The organism is Oculatella sp. FACHB-28, from assembly GCF_014696015.1.
GTDB lineage: Bacteria > Cyanobacteriota > Cyanobacteriia > Elainellales > Elainellaceae > JAAUTN01.
Genome location: NZ_JACJPJ010000111.1, coordinates 1 through 25757 on the forward strand (window position 1 = coordinate 1; position 25757 = coordinate 25757).

Consider the following 25757-nt stretch of genomic DNA (forward strand, 5'->3'; position numbering starts at 1 on the left):
CAGTTCGCCATCGGGAGTTAGGTCTTCTCTATGTGGGTAAGACTCGCTACAGCAGGGAGCGGTTTCGAGATGGGCATAAAGCGTTTCTTTGGTCTTGGCTCGATCGCTACAACCCCGAAGATGTCAGGCTCCTGCTGCATCCACTCAATTTCATCGAGCTTCAGACGTTATCATCGTCTTTAGAAGCCATGATTATTGCGGCTGCCAAGCCACCCTATAACGCCAGATACCCTGCGAGGGACTAATGCAATCAGCCAGTACATCCCGACTTCCCCAGCAAAATGATGAGCATCTCAGCCCGGTTGCGGCAAAAATGTTCCTGGCAGCGTTGCCGGAGCGCATTCAACGAGCATTGCTAGCTCACGCTAAAGAAACTGATTACCCCCCAGAAATGGTGCTTGAAATGGCAATCGCAGGGTTCCTCGATAGTGAAGCCATTACCTTTGCCGATTGCCGTCCTGAGTATGAGTAATGTGTTTCTCTGCCCCTGTTAGCTTTACTGCCAGTGCCCTGTTAATCCCAGCAGGTCTTTATGCGTTGCGGTTAGCTTATGGGCAAAACTCCAGTTATCTTCCACTTGCGTCTATTCCGATCGCTTTTGGGGTTCAGCAAGCCTGCGAAGGATTGGTCTGGTTGGGCATGGGAACGAATTCTTCCACTGCAGTAAATGTGGGGGTTTTCGGCTTTTTAGGGTTTGCCTATTGGTTCTGGCTCTTCTGGGCACCTTGGTCGGTGGCGTTCTCCGAATCCAGTCTCATCGTGCGACGAGTAGGTTGGAGTTTAGGTGTCCTTGGTTTTATGTATGGGGCGCTGCTTTACCTTCCACTGGTTTTTCAACCCGATTGGCTATCGGTTCAGGTTGTCCATCATTCCATCGAGTACAATCCACGCTTAATTTTTGACCCCTGGCTCTCTCAGGAAGTTGATCGCGTTATCTATGCACTCATTATCCTCATTCCCTTTGCACTTGCTTCCAATCGTGCGCTCAAAGGGTTTGGGGCAACGATCGCGCTGTCGGCGATCGCCTCTCATTGGCTCCTACACCAAGTCTTTGTCTCCGTTTGGTGTTTCTTTGCAGCGATTCTCTCTCTGTTCGTTGTTTTCATTTGCCAATCGTCCTCCACAACTGATTGGCAACAAGATGTGAATTGACCGGAAGAGGTGGCTGAAGCCAATGCGGCTAATTCTAGCAACGGACAGAAACTAGTTGTCAAGGCTGAAAAGCCTGCTATCTCAAGCTTCTAGGAGTAAAGGTAGCATAGACACTGTTGGCGGATTGTTCCTTCATAGCTGAACTTACCCATTCCTTCGTTGTTTAACTCACAAAGCTCAATGAATTTTAGCGAGGAAACGACAAAGATTCAGGTCTTTCAGTGCGTTAAGCAATGTTTCGCCAACAGGATCAGCATAGCTGCAAAAAGCGCCACGCGATCGCTCAAAGCCGTGGGCTGTAAGCAATCCAGTTAAAAATTCTGAAAAATTACAACTTGCCCGTAAACGATAATTGCACTTATCTCTACCTGAATATTGTCAGAATAATAACGCTATTTCTCTGCACCCTGGCATCTGATAGATAATTGAGGCAGTTCAAAGGGCATGGCATGGGACGGCGAGCGAACGAGAAATGCTGGGCTTGCGCTCTGCTCACCGCAGGGGAGGCACGAAAGCTGCATGACTCCGATCTGGGTGGGGATGGCTGCTGGCGCGAGGGAACCTGCCGCAGTCGCCGCTCCTATTACCGCAAAGGGCGAAGTCGCTTGGCACAACGAAAGATGGCGATCGAGCAGATCACGGTACCGATTCCTCAGGTTACCTATGTCGTGCTGCACACCTATGTAGACCAACCGCGCCAGCCGAATGATGAGGTCGTGATTCATGCGATGTGTGCAGAACTATGGATTGGGGAGAAACCAGTAGCAATGACGCAACCCCAACACACTTTTGGGCTACCGCCCCGTCTGGTGAAGGAGTACGCACGGCAATTACTGGATGCCTTGTACCAACGCTACGGGAATGGGCGACGCAGTGGTTTTGAACGATTCGCCCGTGAGGAACAGCACTCGGTGTCCCAGTGCCCGATTCGTCCTTGTTCCTACCATGCCGAGCATCTCCAATTTGTGCAGGAGGGGGGTTACGGGTGAAGGGGGAGCAGCTTGAGATTGATCTCTGGGACCAGTTGCGACAGGCAAAGCAGATGCCAGAGACAGTTAAAGTGACGCAGCTGTTAGATGCGGTGGAGGTAGCAGCAGCTCAACTGCCTGAGTCCGATCGCCTCTGGTTCGCTGGAGAAGCTTTGCTTCAAGTTGCTCAGCTGTGTGCAGCACGAGCAGGTCTGTTGATGGATGAGTGGGAGGAGACATCCCGCGACCCGATTGTGGAGCAAGGATTTTTTACGGACTTGGTTCGTCAGACGATGGCAGTGGACCTGACTGACTTGATGGAGCCAACTCCAGCTCGAAAACCTCGGACGAGACGAGCGCAATCAAGCGGAACAGAAGAGGGGTCGATCGTTGCGACTGTTGATAAGGCGGCTGTGCTGGCAATGGTGGAGCAACTGGAGGCAGAGGCAATCTTTGAGGAAGAGAGAAAGCAGCAGGTGTTGGCGATCGCCTATGAGGAGAATGTGTCGCAGTGGACAGAGGCGATCGCCCAAGGATTGCAAGCAGCATTCCCAGAGCACGTTTCCTTGACTCAGTTGTGCCAGCGCTTGGAAATGCCACCAGTAGCGGTGTGGCTAGCGGTGTTGTTAGGTGAATTTGAATTGGAGCAGGAGGGGGAGTTTTATCATTCTCCTATTTGGGTGAGGCAGTGGAATGGAGAGAGAACTGTCTAAGGTATCCAGCAGGAGGGTCATGCTTCATTGATTCAGTGCTCTACACGGTGCACTGAATCCAGCTCAATTGGGAGAAGGATTAGGTATGCGTTAACATCCTGACAAGCGACCATTGCGACTACTGCTTGAAACCCAGGAGGCAGCCCGAGAGGTTTCCTTTATGCTGAGATGCAAGTACGACGGGTGCAACATGATTATGCTACCGCCGATGCATGACACCTTGGCGCTACGAACGGCAATCGAATTGGTTGGAACTGATTTTTGCTTTGATGGAGACTACTATCCCCTAACCTTGCCGCAGTCCCAGGAGGCAGCAATTGATTTGAGCGAAATGGAAGCGTCCGGGCGAATTAGCCGGAAAGCTCAGTTATGGTGCGACCAATCTCCATTCTGAGACGACTGGGCAAAAACATCGCCGAAAAGAATCGTTGAGCTAGTGTTTGTAGTACGGTCGTAAGCTAAGTTGATTGGTATTTTGAACATCAAACATTGCCTAACAAGGGTCATTTTCGGCAGTGATGTTAACTGTTAAGGGCTCAAATCAGCGGCAGCAAACACCCTGGAATCCCACAGCAGAAACTCTCGATCGTCCGCTACATTTGAATTGTTATATTGCACTCATTCATGCACTGGCACCACTTCGCTCGGCGCTAGGAAACCAAGAACAATTGCCACCAAGAACAATGCTGGAACATCGCCAAGTAGGTGTCCACGTTCTGCAGGGTCAATCCCTGCATGTACCGCCATGATCAACCCATGCACCACACTCGACCAGACGGTGAACCAGATTAAACTGAGATGCGCTTCTGGTTTTCGAGCAGCCCATAGCAAAAAGACACCGAGCGTTGCATAAATGCCGATGATCATCTGTTCGTATTCGTATTGACCTGGTTGCCATGCCCAGCCCGATGACCAGATCTTCATCAACGGATAGATCAGGAGAAAAGCAATTCCAATAATAATAAGGGCGATTCGCAAGTATCGATGACGCTCATCCATAGCTCCAACCTCCTACTATTTTTCAGGGTGGTTTCTATCAACGGCATGCCTACTTGTAATCTTATTCTCGCTAATGACTCTTCAACTTTGGAATGTTAGGAATTTTCATGTTTCTCGCAGTTTAACGCTGATTCGGCATTGAATCGTCCCACCAAAACTCTTAAAGCACCATGCTCTCGTAGCCTCACAGTACGTTGATAGTAAGTTTCAATAGATAACTTTACGACTGCACCCTCACCGAAAACTAAGCGATATAACGGCTCGGTTCAGCGGACGCAGCCAAACTCGAACTCAACACCAGCGGCTTTCAACCGTCCGCCTGCATTTAAATTGTTTGACGGTTTTTTCCTAGTCTGCTTGCAGAACATAGAACGTATAACCATAGGAGTCGCTGAATTTTTCAAACAACCGCATCTCTTCCTCAGTTTCACGAATAACTGATTGAGTACTTGGGGTGATTTCGATCTGCTGCATCCGCTGACGGAGGGGTTCATAATAATTGACCCACCAAGCTTGACTCGGCAGTCGATGTATAGAAAGTACACTGAAGTCAGACTTATTAGCCCGAGCGATATTCTCAGCCTCAGTATCCATCATTGGATAAGCGTTTTGCCAATAGGCGATCACAGGCTCTGGCGCATTATCGGTAAACCAACTCATCTCTGATATGACAGCAATGCCGCTATTGGCAAGAAGAGGTCGCCAGATTTTAAGGGCCTGCTCAAACCCAAGCTTATAAGCAGCCCCCTCAGACCAAAGCAGGTCAACCGAACCCACTGACCAATCAAGTTTAGCCATGTCACCCTGAATCGGAATGATTAAATGCTCGAGACCAAGCTGTTTTGCGCGTGCTCTAAGTTCGCCGATAAAAACAGACGAGGAATCTACTGCCATGACAGTGCTCTGGTAGTGTTGTGCAAGCAGCAATGCACTAGAACCACTTCCGCATCCTAGATCGGCAATTCGCGGCTTGATCGGCAAAGTCGAAAGATGGCTCAAAATATTGCGCGAGAAGTCAGAGTCACCTGGCCCTTTACGGTCAAGTCCACGGTGTAAAGCAGTCAAAGCGGCAACGTACTCAGTTTCAGTGTCTGTACTCATATAGATTTTTGGTAGCTCTAATACCAAGAGACTCTTGCCGTCTAACGGTGCGGCTGAGCGGCTGTAAGTAACCTTTGCATCTCAGCGAGGGTGTTCGTCAGCCCGCTCCTGCCGAATTGTTAGACCATTCATAAAGTATGTAAGCCCTCCAAAAAGCCTGCAACTCGCTATCAACTAATGCACTGCACTTTGTTCGATAATGTTCTGCTGTTTTAGCTTTGCTGTTAGCTCATCCATGAACTCAATAAATATTTTCAATTTGGCAGAGACATAACGCTTCTGTGGATACAAGATAGATATCGGTGAACCTATGGGCGCAAACGCAGACAGAACAGGCTTAAGGTCTCCTCGTGCGATCGCAGGTTGAACCAGAAAGTTATACAGTTGAATCAATCCTCCCCCTGCAATTGCAGTTTCGACTAACGCCTCTGGATGATTAAAGGAGAAACGACCCGCTACAGGGATTTCCACTCTGCGTCCATGCTGCTGAAAGATCCAATCCCGCACTCGCCCGGTTTGGGGCATGACAAAATTTAGGCATTGATGAGATTGCAAGTCGTCGAGAGTTTGAGGCTCTCCATAACGACTGAGGTAAGCTGGAGCCGCACACACCATTAATCGAGCCGTACCTAACGGATGCATCATGAGTTGACTATCGGGACTACTCCCTAAGCGCACAGCTGCATCTAAGCCTGCTTCAATCAAATCTATATAGCGATCGTTGAACGTAATCTCAAACTTGAGGTCGGGATAGCGTTCAGCCAATTGCGGCAAAGCGGGTGCAATATGAAGCCGCCCAAGTGCCACGCTCAAGTCCAAACGCAAGGTTCCAGTTGGAGCGGAGCGTGCCCGACTTAAAGCAAGCTCCGCTTCTTCTAACTGATTTAGAATTTGTTGGCAATACTCGTAAAACACTTTTCCATCTTCAGTTAAGGAAAGGCTGCGGGTGGTTCGGTTGAGCAAGCGAGACCCCAAGCGTGCCTCTAGTTGTTGCACAGCCCGACTGACCGATGCCGGAGAGGAGCCTAATTGACGAGCGGCTTCAGAAAAGCTGCCGTGTTGAGTTACTCGTGCAAAGAAAACGAGGCTGGTGAGTTGATCCATAACCCTAAAGAAGATTGATTGTTGCAAATTCTGAAAAGGTTATTTGCATAGTAGCTACTTTTTCTCAAGATTTGAAAGAACTAATGTGAAAGAGTGCAGGAGGTTGACAAACCAAGTCAGGCGTAGACCTCTCAAAATTCGCTCTTCAGTTAGGAGTAATCAAGATGAGACTCGCAGATTCAGTTGCGCTGATTACAGGTGCTAATGGCGGTTTGGGTAAAGCTTATGTTGAAGCATTATTAGCAGCAGGAGCGGCTCGAATCTATGCCGCTGCTCGGAAGCTAGAATCACTAACTGGAATTATCACCCTTGATCCAAAACGAGTGATTCCCATCCAGCTTGACATTACTGATGCTCGATCAATCCAGGATTTTGTTTCAAGTCATCAAGATGTCACGTTACTAATCAATAATGCGGGAGTTGCTCTTAACTATGGTGGCTTCATCACCCGTCCCAATCTCGAAAGTGCCAGAACTGAGATGGAAGTCAATTACTTTGGCACACTGACGATGGTTCAAGCTTTAGCTCCGGTTCTCAAGCAAAACGGGGGCGGGGCGATCGTTAATGTTTTATCCATCTTGGCTCAAGCAACGTCTCCGGTCATTGGGACTTACTCTGCCTCAAAAGCAGCAGCCTTAGCGTTGACCAAAGGAATTCGAGCAGAACTTGCAGCACAAGGCACATTTGTTGTGGCTGTCATGCCTGGAACCATTGATACAGATATGAGCAAAGACTATGCAGGTCCTAAAGTTTCTCCCATGGAAGTCGCGCAAGCTACCTTACAGGCGATCGCAGATGAAATTGAGGACGTATATCCAGGTGAACAAGCGACCGCTACAGCCGCCCAGCTACTTACTGATCCAAAAGCAGTTGAGAAGCAAATGTCTGTTCTATTGCCTAATACATTAACTCAAACACATTAGAATGTTCTGATTCTCGAATTGTTTGAGCTTACCAAGATTGCAGTCTAACGTTCCGGCCGAGCGGTTGCTAAGAACTTTGCAACACCACAAATGGTTCTCAACAATCCGGTGCATTGCGGTTGTTAGACTACAGCTCGTAAGTTCTTAGGAATTCCATCGGACGTTAGCACCTGCGGCAATATCCATCGCTTCACCCGTAATCCGGTAAGAGTCTGGAGAGCAAAAGAAGGGAACACCTGCGGCAACATCCTCTGGTTCAATTAACCCCACGTCCTGGGCATTCATGCTATTGCGTAAATAATTCTCAATGGCAGCTGGGCTGGGATTGTTGGGGTCAGCCCAACTCAATGTTGCCTCGTTGATAATCATTGGGGTACGAACGCTAGTTGGATTGATGGCATTCACTGTAATTCCTTCCTTGGCATACTCTACAGCCGCACATTTAACCAGTCCCAGCACACCCCACTTGGAGGCATTGTAGCTGGCAGACTGAGCAGAACCAAAACGGCTGTTGCAAGAGTTGATGACGACAATTCGACCATAACGGCGTTCCCGCATGTGGGAAATGACCGCTTGCATAGACTTCGCAACACCGCTCAAGTTAACAGCGATCACATCATCCCATTCTGCATCTGACATCTCATGTAGCCAACCAAATGTGAGAACTCCAGCATTGGCAACGAGAATGTCAACTTTACCGAAGGACTCGATCGTTTGGCTGACCACGTTTTCCATTTGTTGTCGGCTGCGAACATCTGCTTGTACTGATGAGGCACGTACCCCTTCAGCTTCAATTAAGCGGATAGTTTCTTCCAGGTCTTGAGCCTTTGCCATTGGGTAGGGAACAGAACTGATCTGGTCAGCAATATCACAGATAACAACATCTGTCCCTTCTTTAGCAAGCCGCACAGCAACTGCCCGTCCGATGCCTCTGGCTCCACCCGTGACGATTGCAACTTGACCACTTAAAGGCTTGATATTCCTGCTCGGCTGATCTTGAGTTTGGGCAACTGTAGAATTTGTATCGCGTGTTGTTGTTGAATGTACGGTAGTAGCTACTGCTGGAGAATTAATATTCGCTCCCAACACTGTTGCTCCTAACCCTGCTACTCCGAACGCCCCAGTTGTAATAATTTGACGACGACTGACCTCTCGCATAGTTTATTACCTGAATGGTTCAAATTAAGCTTTGAGACCAGGTTAACGAAGCCTGCTTCGCCAAGATAGTAAATTCTTGCTCAATTCACTTCAGCTTAGAGAAGGCTTTGGGAGAGACACCGACAAACCGTTTGAAGGCTTTGCCAAAATGTGTTTGGTCATAGAAACCAACTTGTAAAGCAATATCAATCAAGTTTTCATTAGTAGAAACGGCAATTATTTGCTTAGCTCGTTCCACTCGATTTTGCAGGACGTATTGGTGAGGGGATAGTTGCAAGGAGTTTTTGAAAAGACGGGCAAAATGAAACACACTGAGGTTTAGGTGGTTTGCTAAATCAGTGAGACTTAGTTCTTCAGAGAGATGGACATGAATATACTCAATCATGTCACGCAGTTGCACTGATGAAAGTTTGCCCCGTGGACGTGGAAATGGTTGAGAATAACTGCTGTGGTGTTCCAATAAATACAGCGAAAATGCTAGGGCTAATGATTCTCCGTAGAGCGCACCACCATAACTGCTATTCGTTAATTCATTTTCAAATTGCCTTGCAAATCGAAACAAAATAGGATCAAACTCAACCTGCCGTCGTCGAAGGTGAAGGCGATCGGGATTGATCGTATCTCGAAAACTTTGGACAACAAAAAATGGATCAAGTGCGATAGCAGTGGTTTCAAATGGTTCAAACCAGCGCGGAGCATTGACATCTCCCTGAGAGTGGAGAAAGAAGATCCCAGGATAGGTTCGCGCTCTTTTCCAACAACCACTGCTCTTCCACTCATAAGTGATAGGTTTGCCTCGGTGCACCACCACTAGAGGGTGTCCTTGCACATGATGTTCAGGATATTCAACCTCTGGAAGATGATGAAGCTCTACGGTAATGCCTCGCCAGCCCAAGGCAGCACTTGAACTCACTACCGTACCTTCGGGTGCGGCAAGAAAGGGGCGCTCAGTCGCTATGTTGATGAGATGGATCTGGCTGTCAGGCATTGAGGCAAAAATGGACTACAAAACTTAAACTACAGTTACTTGATATCAAAATCTGCGGGCATAGTCTACCAATGTGTTCAATTGCGATCACTCTCACAAATACCTCGCAGCAATCAATGCTGACGCTAGCAAATACAGCTCCGACTACTTTCTTCACCGAGGGCTGAGCAGCCTAACGTTGCCCATCACCCGCTGCAGATAACCTCTCGGACTCAGTAAAGAGACTCTGTACGGTCGGTGTGCAACAGGATTATTAGCTGGCGGAGCTTATTTAGGAGGTCAACGATTTCTAAACCAAGGCTCGTTGTGGTTCGGATAATGTAATTTGAATCGTCATCTTTCCAAAATTGAGCAGCCAGGGGCGGACGGTAAACGTTGGAACGCCACTGCGATGCATCGGATCGGCTTGGGCGATCGCTACTGCTGCTTCCGCAGAGCTTGCTCGACAAATTCATAAGCCATTTTCAACAAAGTACTGCCCATCATTCGTCAACAGTTGTCCTGCCGCAAAAAGAATATTTTATTCTTCTAATCCCTTCAAATAGGCTCGATGTGAATCCACATTTTGTTTAACTGCATCTAAATGGGTTGCAGTGGAAGTCACGATGTAAAGTTGTAACTTAAGGGCGCTATCTGAGTACTTCAGGACTTCCCCAAGCTCAATACAATCGTTCATGATTCTAATCCCCAAAAATCTCGTTTTTAATTCTTAATTATTTTATTAGTTGTAAAATTACCAATTCCGATAAAGTTGCTCAACATAAAGCAGAATTTCTTCTTTAGGCAACCGAATCTTGGGCTTTTGGGCTGGATATAAATCTGCGACTGCTCTCACATCCTGTTCAACAACTTTTGCAGTGGAGTCAAGCAGCGATCGCTCCAGTACCGCTTTAACTCCTGGAATCAGGAATAGTGGGCTTTGCAAATTACCGTAGAACAACACGAAGGTGCGAGTCCGCTGCTCTGCTTCAGGGTAAAGAATGAAAACTTGGAGAACTTTGCCAAGCGGCAATTGTGCCTTGAAGATCGTTGTTGAAGGGAAAGAATACTCCAACTCATTTTTGATCTGCTTCGGGAGCGTCAGCAACGATGGGTTTTGCAGAATCTCATTGACTGTGTTCTCTGTTCTTAGAAACGTTTGAACGACCCTTGCTGCGACCCCCTTTTGCTCAAACAGTTCAACCAGATTTGCTTGAATTCTAAATAGCTCCCGGTGAACGCCATTCTGATGATTAAAATCATAGTTGATTTTAATACATCTGAGAAATTCAGCTTGAATGCTCTTGTTGCCTGCAACACCCAAAAATCGAAACCCTTTGATTTGTGTAGAAATGAGATCAGGAATTGGCAAACGAGGCTCATGCCCGCCATAAGTCCAGATCAAATCATCTTGAACGACCAGATCCAACTTGTCTGCAAGCGGTTCCCCTTTTGCAGCGCCATCTTTTAGCAATCTTCCTGCCCCGTCAAACTCTAGAGCGTGATACGGGCAGGTAATGGTATTGTTGGCTTCGCAGATCCAGCCGTCTGAAAGTGGAGCTTGCATATGAGGACAGACATTTTCGAGGGCAAAGATCTCACCGCCGCGATTTTGCCACAAGACATAATCCTGCCCATTCAGGGTCAACTTATACGGTTTGTTGATGCCTAGCATTGATCGATGAGCGATCATCCAAGGCGCGCCAGGAAGGGTAGGGTTCATTTAAGTTCTCTCCAATACCGTTTGATTCCCAACCTACCCTTTGATGTTGCTGTGTGCATTCACCTTGGTTAAGAATCGATTTTTTGATGGACTCTTCGCTTTAAGCGGCTGAGCGACTGCGGCTCAATCCCCAAGTAAGATGCCAAGTAGTACTGAGGAATCCGCTGCAAAAGTTCTGGCTCAGTTTGCAGTAAGTTAAGATACCGTTCTTCTGGGGTATCTAAAAATAGGGACAGCACCTTATCACGCAGCAGGAAAGCTAAATCTTCAGCCACTAGCCTTAAAAATTTTTGCCCTTGAGGGGTCATCTCAAAAAATTGCATTACCTGACGATCAAAGATCATAATCTCTGAGTCTTCAACGGCTTGAATTGAAAAACGAGTTGGATGCCGCTTCTGAAAGCTCTCGTAATCTCCTAAGGTGTGCTGTTCTGTGTGAAAAAAGAGCGTGTATTCTTTTGCGTCTTTTAGCACAAATGTTCTGAGACAGCCTGACAACGTAAACCCAACAAACTCAGAAGTCTCACCCTCGCGAAGCAAGAAATCTCCTTTGCACAATTTCTTAGACTTTAGAACGGATTCAAGAAGTGCGGAATCAAACTTGAAGTCGGGAAAAAGTTGCTGGATGAATGCAAAGAAAGATGCGTACATTTAGGAATCCAATCTTGAATTTCCAAAAAGGTCTTGTTTCTCTGCCGCCATCTTACTTTAGTGGGTTGACAATTACTGATACTCCCCGGACAGCTTAAAACCTGCTCTCGCATACAAATTGAGCCAGATAACGACCCCGTTCACCCGCCGCAGATAACCTCTCGGACTCAATGCAGAGACTTAATGCGGTCAGTGTGCAACGGGATTGTTATACCGTCTCGCCTAATGCATCACTTATGGTTGTGTCGCAAAAACTCTATTAAAGACAAACGATTTCTATCAATCTCATCGTCTTAAGCAGTTATTACAAGGATTGCTTCGATAAATCTCACCTAAGATACAACATCCCCTTCGATGCCGTTGACTTGTCCTTTTCTGATCATACTCATTGCTTCGATGCCGCCCAACGTTCTTCTCGTACTGTTGAACGTCTTGAACCCCATCATCGGTTTCACAATTCGCTTAATGGCTCGATGATCTTGCTCAACGATATTATTCAAATATTTGTTCTGCCTTAATTCGGTTTCTTTTTCAATCGTTTCATCTGCTTTAAGGGCATCTATTGCCGCTGGATAAGCAACATTCTTGTCCACTGTAATCACCCGTGAAGACCCAGTGTGCTGACCCTTGAGAACTTTGCGGAAAAAGCGTCCTGCTGCCTTGCCATCGCGCTTTGCACTCAACATAAAGTCCAAAGTGTTACCTGCTGAATCGACAGCACGATACAGATATTTCCACGCTCCCCTAACTTTGATATAAGTTTCGTCCACCCGCCAAGAATCATTTGTGGGTTTGAGGTGGGGGCGAACTCGCTTGTCCAGTTCCGGGGCATACTTCAAAACCCATCGATTGATTGTCGAGTGGTCTACTTCTACCCCCCGCTCTGCCATCATCTCCTCCAAATCCCGGTAGCTCAAGGCGTAGCGACAATACCAACGGACATTCAGCAGGATGATTTCTGGCAGAAAGTGCCGCCACTTAAACAGAACAGGAGTAGACATCGGAGGGCAAGGAGAAGAGTGTCGTCCTGCTTACCTTACCATTCGCTAGTTTTTGCGACACAACCGTTTTTGCGACACAACCTCGCACCGCTACCTTTACCCCTAAATTACCTTGCAATTGCAATTGATTAGAAAAGAACAAGGGAAAGGAGTTGCACAAAGGAATGGTGTCTCTCAATTAAAAACTCTTGCGGTAGAACCAGAAACTGAGAGGTGAACAACTCTCTGCTCACTACCATAAACTTGAGATGGATGTTGATGAACTCATGAGACTGGTATGAAGCAATCCTGGATCTCTCAGCGTCGCACGATCGAACTTCCTGGGTTGACGATCGATCGACACCTCTCAGCCCCAAATGAGCTTGATTTTCCTGGATGCAACTATCATTTACTTTGCTTGCTGCTAAGCGATGGCAATCAACAAAAAATAACTCGGATCGGTGAACAGGAATCTGAATCTGATCAACTCAAAGGAGAATTCTGGATTTGCCCGGCTCAGGTAACTGGGCTTTGGGCTTGGAACAGCACAGATGAATCATTGATGTTTGTAATTGACCCGAGCTGGTTGAACCAAATCGCAGAAGAAGCCGGTGGATTGGACTCAAGCCGGGTTGAGTTGCTCAGTACAATCGGTGCTCGCGATTCCCAAATTGAGGCGATCGCTCACCTACTTCAGACAGAACTTGATACTGACAGCATCGGTGAGCAACTTTACGCTGAATCATTGATGCAGGTGTTAATGGTGCATCTACTGCGCCAGTACTGCGCCCTTCAACCGAAAATACAGGACCATGCAGGCAAGCTAACAACCCAGCACCTTCAGCCAGTCTTGGACTACATCCATAGCTATTTAGACCGCCCTCTTCAGCTAGCACAGCTGGCAGGGATTGCAGGTATAAGCCAATATCACTTCTGCCGGGTGTTCAGGCAAGCAACGGGCGTTTCACCCTATCAGTTCGTGCTTCAGCAGCGCATGGAAAAAGCAAAAGAACTGTTGCGACAAAGGAAATGCACAATCGCAGAAATTGCTCTACTGGTTGGCTATACCGATCAAAGCCGGTTTACCAGACACTTCAAGAGATATGTTGGAGCCACGCCAAGTATGTTTTTGAGACAACAGTTGCTCGATCGCTAGAAATCCAGTTGAGTCTGTGCGTTGCTCTCAGGTAAACCAGGATAGCAAGAATCATCTAATCGTTGTTCAAATTTGGCAAGAATTGACTATCCTAGGTCAGGCAGTACATTGTATTGTTCTGATGGTTTCTACAGCCTGGTTAGGGGCTTGAGAATTTATTTGCAGATTATGAGAGGAATTAGTCGTATTTTGCTTTCGGTTGTTCTTGTCAGCACTGCTGTCGTTTCTGTAGCGGTGGATTGGAACGCCACTCACGTCTTCAATCCTGAATGGCATCCTCACGCTAAGTTTCATGATGTCGTGATGCTGTGGTTACTCAGTGGCATGAGTATCATGGCGCTGTGGTTATTGTGGAGACGATCGACAGAACCCAATATTGCCTACACAGTAGCAATGCTTGTACCAGTTGTGTTTTGGTCGCCCTTTTTCTTTGTGACGCTAGTGATTCCTGGAACTAGTTTGCAAGCTGACCTTGAAGAAGCACTGCCAATCGTAGCAGGCATTCCGATCTACGCAAATGTGGTGGTTGCAACGGTGAGCGTCGTTTTAGCATTGATTGGCTATGGTTTGTACCGTGCTTCTCGAGCAGAAGCGAGTCGTCTAGAGGAGTGATTGTGATCGCTAACTGTGTATTGCTATCTGCATTCCTATCTACTCACCCAACTTTTGCTCATATTGGGCATGGGAGTTTCCTGACCGCAAATCTAGCACATATGAGCTTATCTCCACCCTTAATGCTAAGCGGAATGGGGATTGCCCTACTGGCTGGAGCTGGACATGCGCTCTCTCCTGGACACGGAAAAACGATGGTGGCAGCTTATCTTGTCGGCTCACGAGGTACTCCTCAACAGGCAATTTTGTTGGGTCTAGTAACAACATTGACTCATACGATCAGCGTCTTTGCATTGGGTATTCTAGCCTTGCTGTTATCCAGATATGTTTTACCGGAGCGGCTGTATCCGTTTCTCAGTTTACTCAGTGGCTTGATGGTTTGTGGCGTTGGCTTCTGGTTACTCGACCGATTTTTGAACCCTATCCCTGACCATCATCATACTCACCATCACTCTATTGACCATACGCATCATTCTTACGATTCTCAGGTCACGTTACAGTCTCTTTTGGCATTAGGAATTGCTGGTGGAATCATTCCTTGCCCATCTGCCCTAGTGTTACTACTGAGTGCAATTGCTCTTCATCAAACAGCATACGGTTTATTATTAGTCTGTGCTTTTAGTTCTGGATTAGCCGTCGTATTAGTTATCATTGGTTTGATTGTTCTTTATGCTCATCAATGGTTGAAGCAGATTTCATTTGTTCGACCCTTGCAGTTCTACACACCACTGATTAGCGCAATTGCAGTAATTGCTGTGGGAGCTACACTCATAGCTTGTGCTGTAATTTAGAGAAGAGAATGAAAATTGGCATTATTGTTGCTGGCAATATGAGTGCAGCATTAGGTCAAAGTAAGTAGATGAAAAGAAATTGTCAGATCTCGCCACTCAAATTGAGAGTAGAAGCCCTTGCTTGGTAGACTAGCTCCTGCCTTCAACCTCCAGCTAGCTTTCCATAAATTGCTTGCACTGCAGCTCTACTCACACAACTCCACTTGCAATGCACGGCTGACGGTTAGGTCGCAAAAACTTTTTAAGGACAAGCAATCTATATCGTTTGCATTACTTTAAGCAGCAATTCCAAAAATTGCTTCAATAAATTTAGCTTGGGATACACTATCTCTTTGTCGATTTCATTTACTTGTCCCTTCCTGATCATGTTCATCGCTTCTCCATTCAAGGTTCTTCTCGCACTATTAAACGATTTGAACCTCATCATCGGTCTAACGACTCATTTGATGTTTCTATGGTCTTGCTTAATTACAGTACTGTCAACTTAACTCCGATGAGGAGACAAAATACAGAATCCTGCTTAGCTGAAACTTGCCAACTTGCAACCACACTTTAACAACTCCAACTTGGAGCATTGCTTGTTAGAAGCGACTGCGATTGCCACTTATACCTTACTAAGGATCACGCCTTTGCATGAGGCAGTCAACACAGCGCTACAAACGGTTGGTGAAGTGTTAGACACCGATCGCGTGGTGGTATCAAAAACTTTGATGTCCCTTCGCAACGGCTTCCACGTTAGTAGGTTTTGTATCAGTGGAATGCCCTTTACACCCTATCTCAAATTCTGCATATTAAGACAGCGCAGGGACGTTGGAACGATATTCAGGAGTAGTATGAGCCGTTGAATCAGGGACAAAGTTAACGTTATAAACTTCACGTAGATGGAGGAGTGCGAACAATGTCTCAAGAACAATTATTACAAGTTAATTTTACGGAAGAAGATGCCGCAACCAGCCTCCTACCCCGACTGCCTTTACTCTCTAGTCACAATTTGGGATGGGCTGGCCTTTGGGTTCAACACCACTATCAACCCGCTTGGGAAATGCCTGAGTATGCCCCTTCGCAACACATGCTGTCGATTCATCATCTAGACCATGCAGCGGAATCAGAGCGGGTACTAGATGGGAAAAAGCAACGTGAACAACTCAATAAAGGAGACATTGCCTTGATTCCAGCAAATGTGTTGCATAAAAAGCTGTGGCGACGGGATTGTGATTTCACTTTGCTCATGCTTGATCCGGATCATGTTGCTCATATTGCTCATGAAACTGTGGATGCCGATCGAGTTGAGATTTTGCCGCACTTTGCTAAGTCTGATCCGTTGATCTACCAAATTGGGGTAGCGCTGACATCAGAATTAGCGTCAGAGCAACCCTCTACTCGTCTCTACATTGATTCATTAACTACTGCATTAGCAGCCCACTTAATCAGGCACTATTCTACAACTCAACCCAAGATTCCAACCATTGCAGATGGTCTATCAAACTACGCCCTGGAGAAAGCAATCGACTATATTCATGCTTATCTGGATCAGGAGATCACGCTTCCCAAACTTGCTGAAGTGGTCGGCATGAGTCAGTATTATTTTTGCCGCTTGTTTAAGCAGTCAACAGGAATTTCGCCCCACCAGTATTTACTTCAGCAACGAGTTGAGCGAGCCAAGCAGTTATTGCAGCAGCGCAAGTTTTCCATTGCCGATATTGCCTTGCAATGCGGTTTCTCCAACCAAAGTCATCTCAATCGCCACTTCAAGCGCATTGTCGGTGTAACTCCTTTTACGTTTCTCAAGCAATAGTAGAAACAATTGCAAGAACGTGTTAAAAAGAGCAGAAACATTGTATCAGACAGGCATTAAATTAGTGATACTTGCCGTATCATTTCCCTTGAGCGCAGAGGACGCGCAAATGTTACCTCCATTAATCGATCCAACGCAAGAAGAGGCTCTTTTGCAGATCGTACCTTGTCCACCTGTAAGTACTAGCGATCACCTGAATTGGACAGGGATTCAAGTACAGCACCATCAACCACCTGCTTGGGAAAACCGTGAACATTCAATGACACAACATTGTGTGGTGGTGCATCACTCCAGTCAGACTGTTCAAGGAGAGCGAATAATCAATGGGCGCAAGCAGGAGGAGCAACTTGATGATGGGCAAGTGGTCATTCTTCCGGCAACAGCCCCACACAAAATGTGCTGGAATGGGCAGGGTGATTTTACTGTCCTCATGTTAGACCCGCCTCATTTAGCTCGCACTGCCTACGAATCGGTGGATGGCGATCGCTTTGAGATGATTCCGCAATTTGCCATGTTTGATCCACTTATTTATCAGATTGGCTTAGCTCTAAAGTCAGAAGTAGAATTGGGTGCTAACAACCGTCTTTATGCAGAGTCATTAGCAACGCTGTTATCAGCCCATCTATTACAACGCTACTCGGTCTAGAAACAGACCCTTCCGTCCAATCAAAAGGGTTTACCCAAGCACCAACTCCGTTTAATTCTCGACTTCATCGATACGCATTTAACAGAAGAACTATCGCTAGAAACGTTAACGGCGATCGTGCAGATGAGCCTATTTCACTTCATTCGCCTGTTCAAACAGTCCACTGATTTGACTCCCTATCAATATGTGCAGCGTCGAAGAGTTGAAATGGCAAAGAAATTATTGAATCAACAAAATTTGACGGTGTTAGATATTTCAAAACAAACTGGCTTTCAAAGTTCTAATTACTTTTCAAACATTTTTTGCAAGTATGCGGGTGTCACACCTACGAGTTATCGCAAGTATTAGGAAAATCATAATACCAATTCTCTATGAGGTTGCACAGAATGTTTTCTGCTTGGACAAGGGTTTCAGGCATCTGGGTTCTATGCAGCTTTACATAAAATTGGTATAAGGTTAAATATAAGAGTAATAGAGTTGTCGGGAAATAGAGCGAAAAATCCCTGAAAGCCTTACGTGGCAAGCTTTTCCACCTTTCCTACTAAAAATCGCCGTAACCTTTGCAGAACAAAACTTTCAGCCATTTTTCCCGTTATTACCCGACAAGTCTAATAAACAAAAATATACTTGTTGTAGTAAACGATTAGTTGGGTGGCTTTGATACTGAAGTCATCCGTTTTGCGCTTTTGGAACTTCTTTGAAAGACAAAGCAGAAACGTACCAGAAATCGCAAAAATGTAGCATATTTCAATTAGCAGAACTCATATCGTAACTGTGGGTTTGATGATTGCAAGCCTTCATTCTTCGGAATCACAGTTTGCGTGAGTAGGAATACAAAACGCACTGGGTATGGACGTTCATCTCTTGAAATTGGAGAAATTTTCATGGCTACACAGCCTTTGGCTTTGCCCGATGTAAAGACAACTTGGTCTACGATTGATGCAACGACGTATGGACCGTATCGGGAAGCCCTGCAAATGCGACTGATCCTTCGACTGTGGCACGAAGATGCACTCAGACAAGAATTTCTCAGCAATCCAAAAGCAGTGCTTGAGCGGGAATCTCACCTCAAGCTTCCGGCTGACACCCAGATAAAAGTGTTAGAAGACACTGCTAACTTGTTTCACTTCGTACTGCCTCAAAGGCCGCCTGAAGGGGAATTTGCCTACCGCTTTCAACAAATTGCTGACTGGTGGATGATGGCACATTCATTAATTTGGTGGCAGATGCGAAGCGGAGCTGATTTGGCAACCCTTGATCACTTCCGTCAAGGAATTCACGTCATGATTATTGGACGTGCTTGGAAAGATCCCCAGTTTGTGCCAGAAATGCAGCAGGATGCGAAAGCACGACTGGCGAAAGAGATTGGAGCCACGTTCCCTGATTATCTCACTGTTGTTGCGCCTGTCGATACACCCACTCTGAAGCACTTTGTCATTCCAAAGCGCCCCCAAGATGAGCGACTGATTGAGCAATCAGACCACCTTGCTGGATGGTTTGCCACAGCCCATGCGCTTTGGTGGTCGTTGGTTTGCACTCGGTTACTCACTCCATTGCCTGAAAAACTAGAGGACAAGATTTACGCATAAGAGCAGCGAAAGACCGACGAGGGATGTGTTACACCACCTCTCAAGAAGAGCCGTGTCAAAGGCTATACGTATCCTAAGCAATCATCTAATACTGATTCAGTAAAAAGAGGGCGTTGCAGAATGGAGGTATGAATTAGGGGAAATTTCGATGCAATGTCCTGAATGCGGTTCCACTCACATCCGTAAGAACGGGAAAAGAAGAGGTAAGCAAAATCACATTTGTGTTGCCTGTAGTCGTCAGTTTATTGAACACTATGATCCGCCCAAAGGCTACTCTAACGAGTTTAAGCAAGAATGTCTCAAAATGTATGTCAACGGCTCCGGCTTTCGGGCAATCGAACGAGTCAAAGGGGTGCATCACACGACCGTCATCGATTGGGTGGCACAAGTCTCAGAACGCTTACCCGATAGCTACGCTCCAGACACAATTCCCCAAGTTGGGGAGCTCGACGAATTAGAAACCTTTGTTGGCTCTAAAAAAACAAAATCTGGTTGTGGACAGCGGTAGACTACTTCAAAGCTGGGATTCTCGGGTGGGTCATCGGTGACCACAGTAGCGAAACGTTTAAGCCCTTGTGGAACTTGGTGAAACTATGGAAGTGCTTCTTTTATGTCACCGATGGTAACCCCGTTTATCCCAAGTTTATTCCCCAGGGTGACCAAATTGTGAGCAAGACTTACATGATTCGAGTCGAAGGGGAAAACACTCGATTGAGGCATTATCTAGCTCGTTTGCATCGCAAGACTTTGTGCTACTCCAAGTCCGTAGAGATGCTGAAGCACTCGGTTCGATTGCTACTTCACTATCTGAAATTTGGAGATGTCCCTGTTCCCGCTTGATTCATACCCTCATCCAGCAATGCCAAAAAGAGCGAATCGCAAAGAACAATGCTATTGAGACAGAATTGCCATGACTGTAGATATCAGCATCAAACTCAACGAGTCTATTAAACAAAACAACTCACTCTGCGATTTTTACAAAGCAGAACCGCATTCGAGCCGTCCTCAGCGTATACCAATTCCTCCCGGTCAGCTTTTGATCAACGGGCAATGGCGCGATGCTGAAACGGGAGAAACAATGCCCACTAACGATCCAACCACAGAGTCGGAAATCACACGGGTTGCCAAAGGGAGTGCGGCAGATGCAGATGCAGCCGTTAATGCCGCATTTGATGCGTTTGAAAGCGGGCCTTGGGGGCGGATGCATCATGAAGAGCGGGCCAAGATCATGTTTCGCATTGCCGATCTAATGGATGCCCACGCCGAGGAGTTTGCGGTGCGTGAAGCAATGGACATGGGGATGCCCTATACGGACTTCATTACAACCGTCATGCCCCATTGCTCGGGGTTGTTTCGCTTCTTTGGTGGACTCGCCATGAGCGCCATGAATGGCAGCTACCGCACGTCCTACGAGTCTGACATCCGCATGTTAACCCGACGCGAACCACTCGGCGTGGTGGCGGCAATTACACCGTTCAACTTTCCCTTGGCATTGTCAGTCAGCAAGATTGCACCAGGGTTTGCTGCCGGAAATACTTTCGTTCACAAACCTGCCTCCGATACCCCATTAAGTGCGCTACTGTTGGGACAAATTATGTTAGAAGCAGATGTGCCAGAGGGCGTTTATAACCTTGTCACAGGGCCTGGCGGTTCTCTAGGCGATGCGCTGGTGAAAAACTCCAAGGTTGATAAGGTCGCTTTTACAGGTTCAACGGGTGTTGGTCAGACAATCATCAAGAATGGTGCAGAAACGTTAAAGCACCTGACGATGGAACTGGGTGGAAAATCGCCCAATATCATCTTTGCTGATGCAGATATTAACCAGGCTGTACAGGCAGCCTTTTGGGGCATTTTCTGGAACAAAGGCGAGGTTTGTGTTGCCGGTTCACGGCTTTTGGTCGAGCGAGCGATTTATGACGAAGTAGTTGAGAAGCTGGCGAACAAGGCAAATACAGCAATCCTTGGTGATCCGCTTGATCCGGTGACTCAGATTGGACCAATCGCCAGCCCCAGTGAATACAAGAAGGTTTGGTCGTATGTGGAGGCAGGCAAGCAGTCTACGGCTCGGCTGGTTGCTGGTGGCAACACGCGCAAGGTGAACGGCAAGGGATTGTTTATTGAACCAACGCTATTTGCTGACGCCACCAATGACATGAAGATCAGCCAGGAAGAAATTTTTGGTCCAGTATTGCCTATTATCCCGTTTGACGGCGAAGAGGAAGCCATTCGCATCGCCAACGACACACCCTATGGACTAGCTTCCGGCATCCAAACTGGAGATTTAGGTCGGGCGCTGCGGCTCGCTGACAAAATTAAGGCAGGTACGGTGTGGATTAACACCTGGCACAAATATCATCCCAATGCACCCTTCGGTGGCTTCAAGATGTCTGGGTATGGACGAGAGCAGGGGGCAGAAGCCCTTGAGAGCTATACACAATACAAGACGGTTTGGGCAAATCTGGCTTGAAGTATAACATTGCCATAATCGATCGCTATCTAACTCACATCTAATTCATAAGGAGAGGATGCAATGACTATCAAACTGAAGCCGATTCACGATCAAGTCGTGGTTATATTTGGTGCATCCAGCGGGATGGGGCGTGCAACAGCTAAACTGTTGGGCGCAAAAGGCGCAAAGGTCGTCGCTGCTGCACGCGGGGCGGAAGGACTGACATCGCTGAAAGCAGAGATAGAAGCAGAAGGCGGAACTTGTGTGACGCAAGTCGCAGATGTCAGCGCCTTTGAGCAAGTTAAGGATGTAGCAGACTTGGCGGTCGAGCGATTTGAGCGCATTGATACCTGGGTCGGTGTAGCTGGGGTCTGGGCAACTGCCAGTTTTGAAGAGACGAAACCGGAAGAACTCTACCGCATCATCCAGGTTAATCTGTTTGGTCAAGCGCATGGACTGTGGGCAGCACTGCCGCACCTGAAGCGAAATATTGCACGCGGCGAACCGGGTGGCGCAATCATCTGTTTTTCCTCGGTGCTTGGACAGTTGGGACATCCGATGACTTCTGCCTATTGTGCCTCCAAGCATGGACTAAACGGCATGATTGATGCGTTGCGGATTGAACTGCAACAGCAAAACGTCCCCATCAGCCTCACTACCATCATGCCCTTTGGCACCAACACTCCCATCTATGATACGGGTCTTTCAAGGATTGGCTTTACGCCCCGCCCCGCTCCGCCCATTGTTCAACCTGAGGTAGTTGCTGAGGCGGTTGTCTACGCTGCAGAACATCCGGTGCGTCAGGTGTATGGTAGCGGGATTGCCAAGGCACTGGTCATGGTAAATCAACTTGTACCAGAGTTAATGGATGACTTTATGGCAGTCAACCTGACCCCTGAAAAGCAGAAGTCGAAAAAGCAAATTGCCGCCAGCGAACCGAATGGGCTCTACGTCCCAGTTGCAGATTGGCGCGTTCATGGCGATTTTGATGATGAATCGATCGAGCGATCGCCCTATGTTCTGCTGCAAACGGGACAAGACGTAAGCGATGGTATATCAGAAATTGAGGGTACCTTGAACAGCGTGCTGACCTCAGACGGTGCCAAAGTGCGAGGCATTGATAGTGACGCTGTGTTGCCAGTCCTCCGTGACTTGGCTATGGGTCAAGCTCACCGTTGGATTAAACCTACAGTGGGTGCCGCTCAGCCTTAACTGCCTCTAACTTTGCTGCAATTTCACTAGAAACCACTGCTCAACAAGAACGTTTAACGCTCCAACATTCAAGGAGGATTACCATGACGGAACAGCCTAAAATTGCAGTTGTCACAGGTAGTAATCGAGGATTGGGGTACGCGATTGCCCGTAAACTAGGGCAAAAACCAGACATCAAAGTGATCATCACAAGCCGTCGAAAGACAGAAGGATTAGCTGCTAAAGACCAATTGGTAGCTGAGGGAATACAGGCAGCTCTAGCGCTAGAGTATGCCCGTCGTATTTCGCGTGTGCGGTTTTGAAGCTGCTCTTCTACTTCAAGTATTTCGTTAGAAAGTTCAACTAATCGAACTCCAATCTCAAACAGCCGCTCAGTTGGTGATTCATTCCTAAAAGTTTGTAATTTTGCCTGTCTGTAATTACGGATATTTTGGATTGCTTGTTCAACAGAAGCTAATTCAGTATTCAGGCGTTCTAATTCAGCTTGTGCTTGTTGAATTTGATCCTCTCTTAATGTGCTTTGCTTCTTAGCTAGAGACGCTTTGATCAGGAGTTGATTCATGGGCTCGACCAAACGTAGCCCTAAAAAGGTTGAGAAGATAATTCCATCCTGGTTTCCTATTGCGTGCTGTGGATCGCACAGAAGGTATTGATCGCTACTATCAGGAAGGACCATTGCTTGGAAGAAGGTTCGCCAACTAGCATTTCTCATTGCAACTCCATCAGGTGTCGAAGAATCCTTCTGCGTCCACGAAAGTTGTTTAATCTCAAGGCGCTCAAAGAAGAATTGCTGTAGTTTCTCTCGTAAATTTTCTGCACCTGTAACGTCGAAGAATTTGCTAGGGATGATCGGCAACTCTTCCAAGCAACGCTCTTCCTCTTGAAGAACTAGAATTCCTCGTACCTTATCAACGCGACAAATGTAGATAGTAAAAAGGTCATCACCAACTGAAAACTGTAACCAAATCCGTTTGTCTCGTGTCAACTACCTTGCCCGATTTTTCTGATTCACCTTGTCCGGTTCAGGAATGCCTAGTTATAGTTGTCGCGTTAGGGTGACAACTATAGCTGGGTACTACAAGCAGGGACTGATTTTGGACTAAAAAAGGACTGTCGTGAGAATGCTACAGCCTCTGGAACAATGATGATGACGTGAAAGACTGTCGTCAGAAGTATGATACTGACGTAGATGAGTTGCTCTGCAGAGCAACTCATCAAAGCGTAAATTGCAGATCGCACCGTTGAAGGCTACTTCGGTTGAGAACGCTCTAGTGCAGATTGCTTGCGAAAACTTTCCGCTTGAATGTCAACAATGAGAGCATGATGCACCAATCGGTCTACAGCGGCGACCGTCATGGTGGAGTCAGAGAAGATCGCATCCCATTGACTGAACGGTTGGTTTGCCGTGACCAGCAAACTCCTGCGCTCATAACGATGAGCAATGAGTTCAAATAGCACACCCGTTTCTGCCTCACTCTTTTTGACGTAGCCTAAGTCATCGATAATGAGCAGATCGAAGCGGTCAAGTTTCGTTAGGGTTGCGGGCAACTGCAATTGCAGTTTGGCATATTGCAACTGCTGGACTAGGGTAGTGGCTGAGAAAAACTTCGCTCGCTTGCCGCACTCAATCGCAGATCGCCCCAGTGCTGTTGCAAGATGAGTTTTGCCAACACCACTTGGACCCAGCAAAATCAGGTTCTCGGCTCGCTCTAACCAGCCAGCATCTTGGCTTAATTGTACCAGGGGAGTTGGGTTGAGACGAGGACAGTGCTCAAAGTTGAAGGTGGTAAAGCTTTTTCCGGTTGGCAGTTGCGCTTCTGCTAGAGCGCGCTGCAACCTCACTTGTAACTTTCTGTCCGCCTCTAACTGACACAGTGCCAGCAAGAATTGAGCGTACGACCAATTCTCCTGAAGTGCTTTGGCTTCCAGGCTTTGCCAGTGGTTGAGCATATGGGACAAACGCAGTTGCTTGAGCAGTAGGCTCAGACTCTGATAAGGGCTGCTCACAGACGGGTTTGATGGTGGTGGAACTAAGGAGTTGGTCATACTCGGATAACTCGTGTTGCTGAATATTAACGGTGGGCAGTGCCGAAGAGGAGAGCAACTGGAAGTGCTGCTGTAAGCAGGCAAGCGTTAAACGGTCCTGCTGCAATTGCACCTCAAGGTAGTCTGCGACTGCCGTCTCCTTATTCTGGGTGGCGGCGATGTAGAGGGCTTCCACCATCACTTTGGCAGCACTATCAGCATCAAACTGTGCACTCATCTGTTGCCAGAGACCTCGCCATTGCTCGGTGGGTAAAATTTCCTGCTGCCAAGTGCAGTACAAAAAGGCTCTGGGTTTGCGGCGTAGTCCCTCAATGATGTGGCGATAGTTGATGCAGCGGGCACGGCGATGGCTACCGCTACTCGCACCTCGGACACGAGCAAGCTCAATCACTTGATCCTTACCCACAAAGCCCAACAACCGGTCATGGTAGAGATGCACGGTGAGTTGTCGTCCAATCAGTCGCGACGGCACACTGTAGAGGACACAACGCACCTCAATAGTGCTATAACAACTGACCTTAACTAGAACTTCCTCATAGTCGGCAAAGCGATACTTGGGCAAGGGTTGTAGGTGTTGTTTCTCGTCTTCGAACTTAGTTGTACATTTGGCATTAATCGTGGCTACCACCTGCTCGATGAACCTCTGATAGCGTTGCACCGACTCAAAATCAAAACTGCCTCGCAAATACAACTGTTGCACCAACCGACGCTTGAAGTGTCCATGCGGCGATTCAATCGAGCCATTCTCATTAGCAAGACCTGTGTTGTTGCGCGTCGGTCGCATCCGATAGTGCTCACACAACTCGTCATAAAAGCGAGTTAACGGCTTGTAGCGTTTGCCTGCCATGTTGCGATATGCCGCACTTAAGCTGTCTGTTCGATGCAATTTTGGTGCTCCCCCACAGGCGTTAAGAGCATTCTGCAATCCTTCTGACAAGCCGATAAAGCTTTCCCCTCCTTGAATAATCTGCACGTATTGCCAGCCGCTGTACGCTAAGCGGTAGTGGTAGAGGATGTGTTCAA

Annotated in this window: 27 protein-coding genes and 2 pseudogenes; 17 read left to right on the forward strand and 12 right to left on the reverse strand. The window is 47.2% G+C overall.

The features are described from left to right. From H6F88_RS32300 to H6F88_RS32325, 6 genes are all read left to right on the forward strand, one after another. Positions 1–245, forward strand: a 245-nt coding sequence (locus H6F88_RS32300; RefSeq protein WP_190646931.1) for a GIY-YIG nuclease family protein, incomplete at its 5' end; no start/stop codon positions are given. Then, positions 245–472 carry a hypothetical protein gene (locus H6F88_RS32305; protein ID WP_190646958.1) on the forward strand — a complete coding sequence of 76 codons (228 nt, stop codon included), beginning with the start codon at positions 245–247 and terminating at the stop codon, positions 470–472. The genes H6F88_RS32300 and H6F88_RS32305, both read left to right, overlap by 1 nt. Then, entirely contained in the window at positions 472–1152 is a 681-nt protein-coding gene (locus H6F88_RS32310; protein ID WP_190646932.1) for a DUF6629 family protein, read from the forward strand. The genes H6F88_RS32305 and H6F88_RS32310 overlap by 1 nt, the downstream gene beginning before the upstream one ends. 449 nt (positions 1153–1601) lie before the next feature. Next, positions 1602–2141: a hypothetical protein gene (locus H6F88_RS32315; protein ID WP_206756483.1), complete on the forward strand. Its 540-nt coding sequence runs from the start codon at positions 1602–1604 to the stop codon at positions 2139–2141. 53 nt (positions 2142–2194) lie between these two features. Then, complete coding sequence (locus H6F88_RS32320; protein ID WP_206756484.1) at positions 2195–2833, forward strand: hypothetical protein; 639 nt, start codon at positions 2195–2197, stop codon at positions 2831–2833. Positions 2834–2993: 160 nt separating this feature from the next. Further along, a complete protein-coding gene (locus H6F88_RS32325) occupies positions 2994–3227 on the forward strand; it encodes a hypothetical protein (RefSeq protein ID WP_190646935.1) in 234 nt (77 codons plus the stop codon). Positions 3228–3451: 224 nt separating this feature from the next. Here the strand turns inward: H6F88_RS32325 and H6F88_RS32330 are convergent, their stop codons facing one another. From H6F88_RS32330 to H6F88_RS32340, 3 genes are all read right to left on the reverse strand, one after another. Next, entirely contained in the window at positions 3452–3832 is a 381-nt protein-coding gene (locus tag H6F88_RS32330) for a DUF6632 domain-containing protein (protein ID WP_190646936.1), read from the reverse strand. 348 nt (positions 3833–4180) lie between these two features. Beyond that, positions 4181–4933 (reverse strand): class I SAM-dependent methyltransferase, encoded by a 753-nt coding sequence (locus tag H6F88_RS32335; protein WP_190646937.1) that lies wholly within the window; start codon positions 4931–4933, stop codon positions 4181–4183. 174 nt (positions 4934–5107) lie between these two features. Further along, positions 5108–6037 carry a LysR family transcriptional regulator gene (locus tag H6F88_RS32340; protein WP_190646938.1) on the reverse strand — a complete coding sequence of 310 codons (930 nt, stop codon included), beginning with the start codon at positions 6035–6037 and terminating at the stop codon, positions 5108–5110. Positions 6038–6201: 164 nt separating this feature from the next. Here H6F88_RS32340 and H6F88_RS32345 point away from each other — a divergent pair, with 164 nt between their 5' ends. Then, complete coding sequence (locus tag H6F88_RS32345; RefSeq protein ID WP_190646939.1) at positions 6202–6960, forward strand: SDR family oxidoreductase; 759 nt, start codon at positions 6202–6204, stop codon at positions 6958–6960. Between the two features lie 144 nt (positions 6961–7104). Here H6F88_RS32345 and H6F88_RS32350 read toward each other — a convergent pair whose 3' ends face one another. The 6 genes from H6F88_RS32350 to H6F88_RS32375 form a co-directional block, all read right to left on the reverse strand. Further along, entirely contained in the window at positions 7105–8118 is a 1014-nt protein-coding gene (locus tag H6F88_RS32350; RefSeq protein ID WP_199333900.1) for a mycofactocin-coupled SDR family oxidoreductase, read from the reverse strand. 85 nt (positions 8119–8203) lie between these two features. Continuing rightward, positions 8204–9106: an AraC family transcriptional regulator gene (locus H6F88_RS32355; RefSeq protein ID WP_190646940.1), complete on the reverse strand. Its 903-nt coding sequence runs from the start codon at positions 9104–9106 to the stop codon at positions 8204–8206. A 520-nt stretch (positions 9107–9626) separates the two neighbouring features. Next, complete coding sequence (locus H6F88_RS32360; RefSeq protein ID WP_190646941.1) at positions 9627–9782, reverse strand: hypothetical protein; 156 nt, start codon at positions 9780–9782, stop codon at positions 9627–9629. A 57-nt stretch (positions 9783–9839) separates the two neighbouring features. Further along, positions 9840–10808 (reverse strand): Rieske 2Fe-2S domain-containing protein, encoded by a 969-nt coding sequence (locus H6F88_RS32365; protein ID WP_190646942.1) that lies wholly within the window; start codon positions 10806–10808, stop codon positions 9840–9842. A gap of 68 nt (positions 10809–10876) precedes the next feature. Then, positions 10877–11347, reverse strand: coding sequence for a Crp/Fnr family transcriptional regulator (locus H6F88_RS32370; protein ID WP_242050804.1), 471 nt, complete (start codon positions 11345–11347; stop codon positions 10877–10879). A gap of 443 nt (positions 11348–11790) precedes the next feature. Then, complete coding sequence (locus H6F88_RS32375; RefSeq protein WP_190646944.1) at positions 11791–12459, reverse strand: IS6 family transposase; 669 nt, start codon at positions 12457–12459, stop codon at positions 11791–11793. A 277-nt stretch (positions 12460–12736) separates the two neighbouring features. Between H6F88_RS32375 and H6F88_RS32380 the strand changes: the two genes are divergently transcribed. The 3 genes from H6F88_RS32380 (at position 12737) to H6F88_RS32390 (ending at position 14997) form a co-directional block, all read left to right on the forward strand. Beyond that, complete coding sequence (locus H6F88_RS32380) at positions 12737–13594, forward strand: AraC family transcriptional regulator (RefSeq protein WP_190646945.1); 858 nt, start codon at positions 12737–12739, stop codon at positions 13592–13594. Between the two features lie 168 nt (positions 13595–13762). Beyond that, positions 13763–14206: a DUF6640 family protein gene (locus tag H6F88_RS32385; RefSeq protein WP_190646946.1), complete on the forward strand. Its 444-nt coding sequence runs from the start codon at positions 13763–13765 to the stop codon at positions 14204–14206. A 101-nt stretch (positions 14207–14307) separates the two neighbouring features. Next, the gene (locus H6F88_RS32390; RefSeq protein ID WP_190646947.1) at positions 14308–14997 is read left to right on the forward strand and encodes a sulfite exporter TauE/SafE family protein; all 690 of its coding nucleotides are present in this window, start codon (positions 14308–14310) and stop codon (positions 14995–14997) included. A gap of 275 nt (positions 14998–15272) precedes the next feature. On the opposite strand, the pseudogene H6F88_RS33755 reads toward H6F88_RS32390, so the two are convergent. Further along, positions 15273–15475 (reverse strand): annotated as a pseudogene (locus H6F88_RS33755) (IS6 family transposase); the annotation flags it as partial. A 420-nt stretch (positions 15476–15895) separates the two neighbouring features. Between H6F88_RS33755 and H6F88_RS32395 the strand changes: the two are divergent. The 7 genes from H6F88_RS32395 (at position 15896) to H6F88_RS32430 (ending at position 22990) form a co-directional block, all read left to right on the forward strand. Beyond that, positions 15896–16792 (forward strand): AraC family transcriptional regulator, encoded by an 897-nt coding sequence (locus H6F88_RS32395; protein ID WP_190646948.1) that lies wholly within the window; start codon positions 15896–15898, stop codon positions 16790–16792. Positions 16793–16901: 109 nt separating this feature from the next. Further along, positions 16902–17438, forward strand: a complete 537-nt coding sequence (locus H6F88_RS32400; RefSeq protein ID WP_190646949.1) for a hypothetical protein — start codon at positions 16902–16904, stop codon at positions 17436–17438. Positions 17439–18322: 884 nt separating this feature from the next. After that, positions 18323–19027, forward strand: coding sequence for an NHLP leader peptide family RiPP precursor (locus tag H6F88_RS32410; protein ID WP_190646951.1), 705 nt, complete (start codon positions 18323–18325; stop codon positions 19025–19027). Between the two features lie 148 nt (positions 19028–19175). Beyond that, positions 19176–19867, forward strand: a protein-coding gene (locus H6F88_RS32415; protein ID WP_190646952.1) for an IS1 family transposase whose coding sequence is annotated in 2 segments (ribosomal slippage) — positions 19176–19506 and positions 19506–19867 — 693 coding nt in all. Because the reading frame shifts where the segments join, the coding sequence is not laid out codon by codon here. 70 nt (positions 19868–19937) lie between these two features. Next, the gene (locus tag H6F88_RS32420; protein WP_190646953.1) at positions 19938–21494 is read left to right on the forward strand and encodes an aldehyde dehydrogenase family protein; all 1557 of its coding nucleotides are present in this window, start codon (positions 19938–19940) and stop codon (positions 21492–21494) included. A gap of 63 nt (positions 21495–21557) precedes the next feature. Next, entirely contained in the window at positions 21558–22688 is a 1131-nt protein-coding gene (locus tag H6F88_RS32425; protein ID WP_190646954.1) for an SDR family oxidoreductase, read from the forward strand. A gap of 83 nt (positions 22689–22771) precedes the next feature. Then, the gene (locus tag H6F88_RS32430) at positions 22772–22990 is read left to right on the forward strand and encodes an SDR family NAD(P)-dependent oxidoreductase (protein WP_190646955.1); all 219 of its coding nucleotides are present in this window, start codon (positions 22772–22774) and stop codon (positions 22988–22990) included. A gap of 946 nt (positions 22991–23936) precedes the next feature. On the opposite strand, the gene istB is transcribed toward H6F88_RS32430, so the two are convergent. Next, entirely contained in the window at positions 23937–24638 is a 702-nt protein-coding gene (gene istB, locus H6F88_RS32435; protein ID WP_242050805.1) for an IS21-like element helper ATPase IstB, read from the reverse strand. After that, positions 24574–25757: pseudogene (locus H6F88_RS33760) on the reverse strand (IS21 family transposase); the annotation flags it as partial. The gene istB and the pseudogene H6F88_RS33760, both read right to left, overlap by 65 nt.